Below are 4,455 nucleotides of genomic sequence, written 5' to 3' on the forward strand. Positions count from 1 at the left end.
GGGGCCCACGGGGACATCCATACACTGTTAAGATACATCACTCATTGTATTTTTGAGTACACTGGTCTTGAAGTATTACCTTCGTACATTATGTTCGCTGTGAACAGCCAGTCAAAAGAAATAGGTCAACAGCGTCTAGAAAAATACGGAGAGATATTGAAAAGTCTCTGAAAAATTACCATTGAAGGGAGCTATTTGATATTTCCGAGGATTTCGATATACCTCTTTTTTGATCGATCTATACAATCTTTTATTAACGCAAGGGCGCTAAGGCGCAAAGGTGAAAATAACACGCTTTGCGTCCTTGCGACTTTGCGTTAAAAATGAGTTGCATTAAGAAATAAATAGGTCTCAAAACAATAACAGAAAGAATTCTAATAGATCAAAGAGGATTTCGATGAACCTCTTTTTTAATCGATCATTTATTCATTCTATATCAGGCCATTTTCAAATAACGGGGTTTTTTGCAAGCTTCTTCTGTATATGAACCAAATTCCGGTAAATATTACCAAAAAGCCTAAGTAATGTCGATCCCTCCTTTGCACAAAATGAGTATTTACTTGTTTTGTATTAACAGAGTTGATATTTTTGGCAATAAAAGATGGAGATACCATAAAGATAGATTATACCGGCACACTGGATGACGGTACTGTTTTTGATAGTTCTGAAGACCATGGTGAGCCTCTTGAATTCACTGTGGGGGCACAGCAGGTCATACGGGGTTTCGAAGATGCCGTAAGAGGTATGGAAGTGGGAGAGGAGAAAACCTTCAGGATAGAAGCCAGTGAAGCCTATGGTGAACACGACCCGAACCTCACACAGTCATTCCCAAGGTCGGCCCTTCAGTGTGACACGGAGATAGAGGTCGGCATGATAATCATGCTAGGCAATGCTGATGGCCAGGAAATGCCTGCAATGATAACTGAGATCACCGATGAAACGATCACTATAGACGTGAATCATCCTCTTGCCGGACAGGCCCTTACCTTCAGCATTAAGGTCATTGAAGCATGAATTTGCTGTTCTGGGCCCTTGTGGGCCCAACTTTTTTTTTAGTTTTTGGGTTTGTGGGTCTTTGATACTCAAGGTCCAAATGGAACCCTGCAAACAGCAGTATCCATAAAACAATTGCACCCTAACGATACTTATATCACTGCAAGCCTGCCAGAATCTGTTATTTTGTACCCTCCCTCATCTGTGATGTATCCCATGGATCTCAATTCCCTTAGGTGATTATAGGCCATGCCCTTGGAGATACCTGCTTTGACAGCAATAGCCTCTACTGCAGCTGTGCCATTCATTATAAGCTCCAGGATAAGTTTCTTTGTTGGTGAGATATTGAAGCTCAGTACAGGGAAATCAATGATGAAGTTATCTTCTTCTGTCACATACACTATCCGTGATACCATATCACTGCGTGCATAGGCACCGAACAGAGCGCCAAATGCCTGGGGCTTTCTGCCTCCTGATACGTTTATCAGCACTTTTCTTCCCAAAGCATGTTCCTTTTCGATCAAAGCTGCTACATCTTGAGCAACTCTTACAGGATCATAAAGAGAAGTAACTGCCTTTTTTATCTCTATGACCTTGCCAAACGTAGCTTCCAGCAACTGTTCAGCCTGCATTTTTTTTTCGGCTGTGTCTTCTTCTGTCAATATGATGATTTTGGAGGGAGAAAGCCTTGTAACACAGATCAGTACGGGTTCAAGAGTATACAATGTGGTAATAAGCGTAAAATTTGTCATTAGATGAATAATATTCTATATGCTATATATTTGTATGGACAATTCAAGTGATCACTCATATTTGATCAATTACAATAAGTGCATTGCATCAAAAGTTATATATTGGTCATATATTGTATATAGTAAATATTCACAGTTTGGTAGCTTATATCTAACTGTGATGGGTGCTGGTGGTGGATAAAAGTATCAACTCTAAACGAAAAGAGTTCGATGCTACCGGGTCACTGTCTATAGAACCTCTGTGGACCGTAACATTGCAGTGACCCGGGAATAATATCTGTTTCCATCTGTTCCGATAGTAGCAGATGATAAAACTACATTTGAATTCCAATAGAAAAGAGTAAGATTATTATATTTTTAAACTGATGTATAATGGTAGTCAGGATGTGTAACAAACTGGAAAATTACTTAAAAACAAAGGAACAATTACTCTTTTTTGCTAGCATACGAACTAATAAAGGGCAATATTGATGTTTCTATAGCTGCGTGAGTTTCTAAAGGAGAAATATTGATGAGTAAATTGAATGCCGGTCAATCAAAAGCAGTATCCTATACTTCCGGACCCCTGCTCATCCTTGCAGGTCCCGGATCCGGGAAAACCTTGACAATAACACAGAAAGTACTGAAACTCATCAAGGACGGGATCTCTCCGGACAGGATCCTTGCTCTTACGTTTTCCGAAAAAGCTGCCGGAGAGATGCAGGATAGGATCGAAAAGCACATTGGCGTTGGTACCGGTATTACAGTTTCTACATTCCATTCTTTCTGTAACGATCTTATTCGGGAGTTCTCTCTGGACCTGGGCATCAACAGGGGAACCAGGCTCATTTCAAAAGAACATTCTCATGTATGGGGTATTAAGAACATCGATCTTTTTGGATTTGACCATATTACCCTTCCTTCCAAACCCACAGACCTTATCACAAGCCTTCTTGAAGGTGTTTCACAGTTCCATGATCATCTGATCCTTCCTGAAGAACTTGAAACATACGTTTCCACTTCTCTTACATCCGGCGCTACTCTTACAGACGACGAAAAAGATCAACTGCTTAAACTCGGAGATCTTGCAAAATTCTACTATCATTATCAGCAATACAAATGGGATAACAATTTCATCGATTATGATGACATGATTCATCTTGCCTGTGATCTGCTGGAGAGCAACCATTTTGTAAGGAACAAAGTTGGAAGCCGTTATGATCACATCCTGGTAGATGAGTTCCAGGATACTAACTATGCGCAGCTGCATCTTATCCATCTGATGGCTGAAGGGGGAAATCTCACCTGTGTGGCAGACGATGACCAGTGTATCTACAGGTTCAGAGGTGCATACCTCTCAAATATCAACCAGTTAAAAACTTTCTATCCTTCACTCGAGAAGGTTACCCTGGATGTGAATTACAGGTCTACTGAACAGATAGTGAACATTTCTCAGCAGCTCATCGAGATAAATCCGGAAAGAGAACAAAAGAACCTTGTTTCCGGCAATGGTGCCGGTGAACTGATAAAGGTTGTTAAAGCCCCTGATGACGAAAGTGAAGCAGAGTGGGTTGCAGGCGAAGTAAAAAGGCTTGTGGAAAAAGAAGGTATTGAGCCCAGGGACATCTACATCCTTACGCGTAAACGGGATGATGGCAGGAAGTTCAGTGAAGCTCTGAGGCTGCAGATGATACCGACAGAGGATGTGGGCAGGCTACAGCTTACCTATTTCCCAATTGTGCAGGAAGCCCTTGCATATATGAGAATAGTATCTGACCCATTTAATAATGGTATTTCCTTTGCAAAGGTCTTTTCCAGGGAAGGTGTAAAAGAGCACAACCTGCAGAAGGTCAATATCATGGCAAGAAAACTTGTCAGGAATAACGGTGCGCAAGGAGATGGTATTTACACGGTTCTCCTGAACCATCTCGATGATATTGACATTGATCAGAGAGATCTTGTCGCTTCTGTAATAGATAGAATGCAGGAACTCATCGACCACAAGAAGAACCATCTGCCTTCTGATACCCTGAAGCATCTGCTTATGGAAAAGACAGACCTGTATCGCTCTGTGCTACAGGAAGATACCAGAATTTCAAGAAAGAACATCGAAGTATTGAACGCTCTCGTAAGCATGGTCGAAGACCTAGAACTGATCGGCGGGGGTTCAGAGTTCGAGGAAGTCATGGAACACATGGTACTGGTCTTTGACATGGATATCGAGGATGGAGAAGCAGGAAACGAGAACACTGTAAAGATAATGACCATCCATCAGTCCAAAGGTAAAGAGGCAAAGGCGGTTTTCGTATGTGATATGGCTGCCCGGCATTTACCTCTGCAGCACCAGAAGAAAACATTTACTGTACCGTTGAAGATCGCAAAAGGAGTGCAACGGGGTGTAGAAGAGAAAGTGCTGCATCTGGAAGAGGAAAGAAGGCTTGCTTATGTTGCCATGACCCGGGCAAAAGAGAAGTTGTATCTGGTCTTCCCTGAAAAGTATCTGGAGAACTCGAATGCTTCAAAGCCAAGCCAGTTCCTGAACGATATCGGTCATACACAGAACCCGCTTGTGGAATTGATAGAAGCTAACGCAGCTCTACAGCAATTCGGACTTACGGCCAATTCCCCTCTTAAACTTAAGATGGACGAATATGAGGCCAAGGTCAGCATGTACGCCAGGCAGGGGCAGCTAAAGCAGGCTCTGGAATCCCTGCTTTTACTGGCACAGTTA

The 4,455-nt window shown here is 42.1% G+C and carries 3 protein-coding genes; 2 read left to right on the forward strand and 1 reads right to left on the reverse strand.

The genetic code is table 11. From position 1 onward, the window contains the following. Nucleotides 1-588: 588 nt before the first annotated feature. The gene (locus tag AB7U21_RS10585) at nt 589-1,014 is read left to right on the forward strand and encodes a peptidylprolyl isomerase (RefSeq protein WP_333788336.1); all 426 of its coding nucleotides are present in this window, start codon (nt 589-591) and stop codon (nt 1,012-1,014) included. 131 nt (nt 1,015-1,145) lie between these two features. Here AB7U21_RS10585 and csa3 read toward each other — a convergent pair whose 3' ends face one another. Further along, nucleotides 1,146-1,745, reverse strand: a complete 600-nt coding sequence (gene csa3, locus AB7U21_RS10590) for a CRISPR-associated CARF protein Csa3 (RefSeq protein ID WP_428388900.1) — start codon at nt 1,743-1,745, stop codon at nt 1,146-1,148. A gap of 511 nt (nt 1,746-2,256) precedes the next feature. On the opposite strand from csa3, the gene AB7U21_RS10595 reads away from it, so the two are divergent. After that, nucleotides 2,257-4,455, forward strand: a 2,199-nt coding sequence (locus tag AB7U21_RS10595) for an ATP-dependent helicase (protein ID WP_428388902.1), incomplete at its 3' end; no start/stop codon positions are given.

The organism is Methanomethylovorans sp. (genome assembly GCF_050177135.1).
Classification (GTDB): domain Archaea; phylum Halobacteriota; class Methanosarcinia; order Methanosarcinales; family Methanosarcinaceae; genus Methanomethylovorans.

Coding starts and splice junctions, on each gene's coding strand:
- csa3 (WP_428388900.1), bottom strand. CDS start 1,745: ATGACAAATTTTACGCTTATTACCACATTGTATACTCTTGAACCCGTA.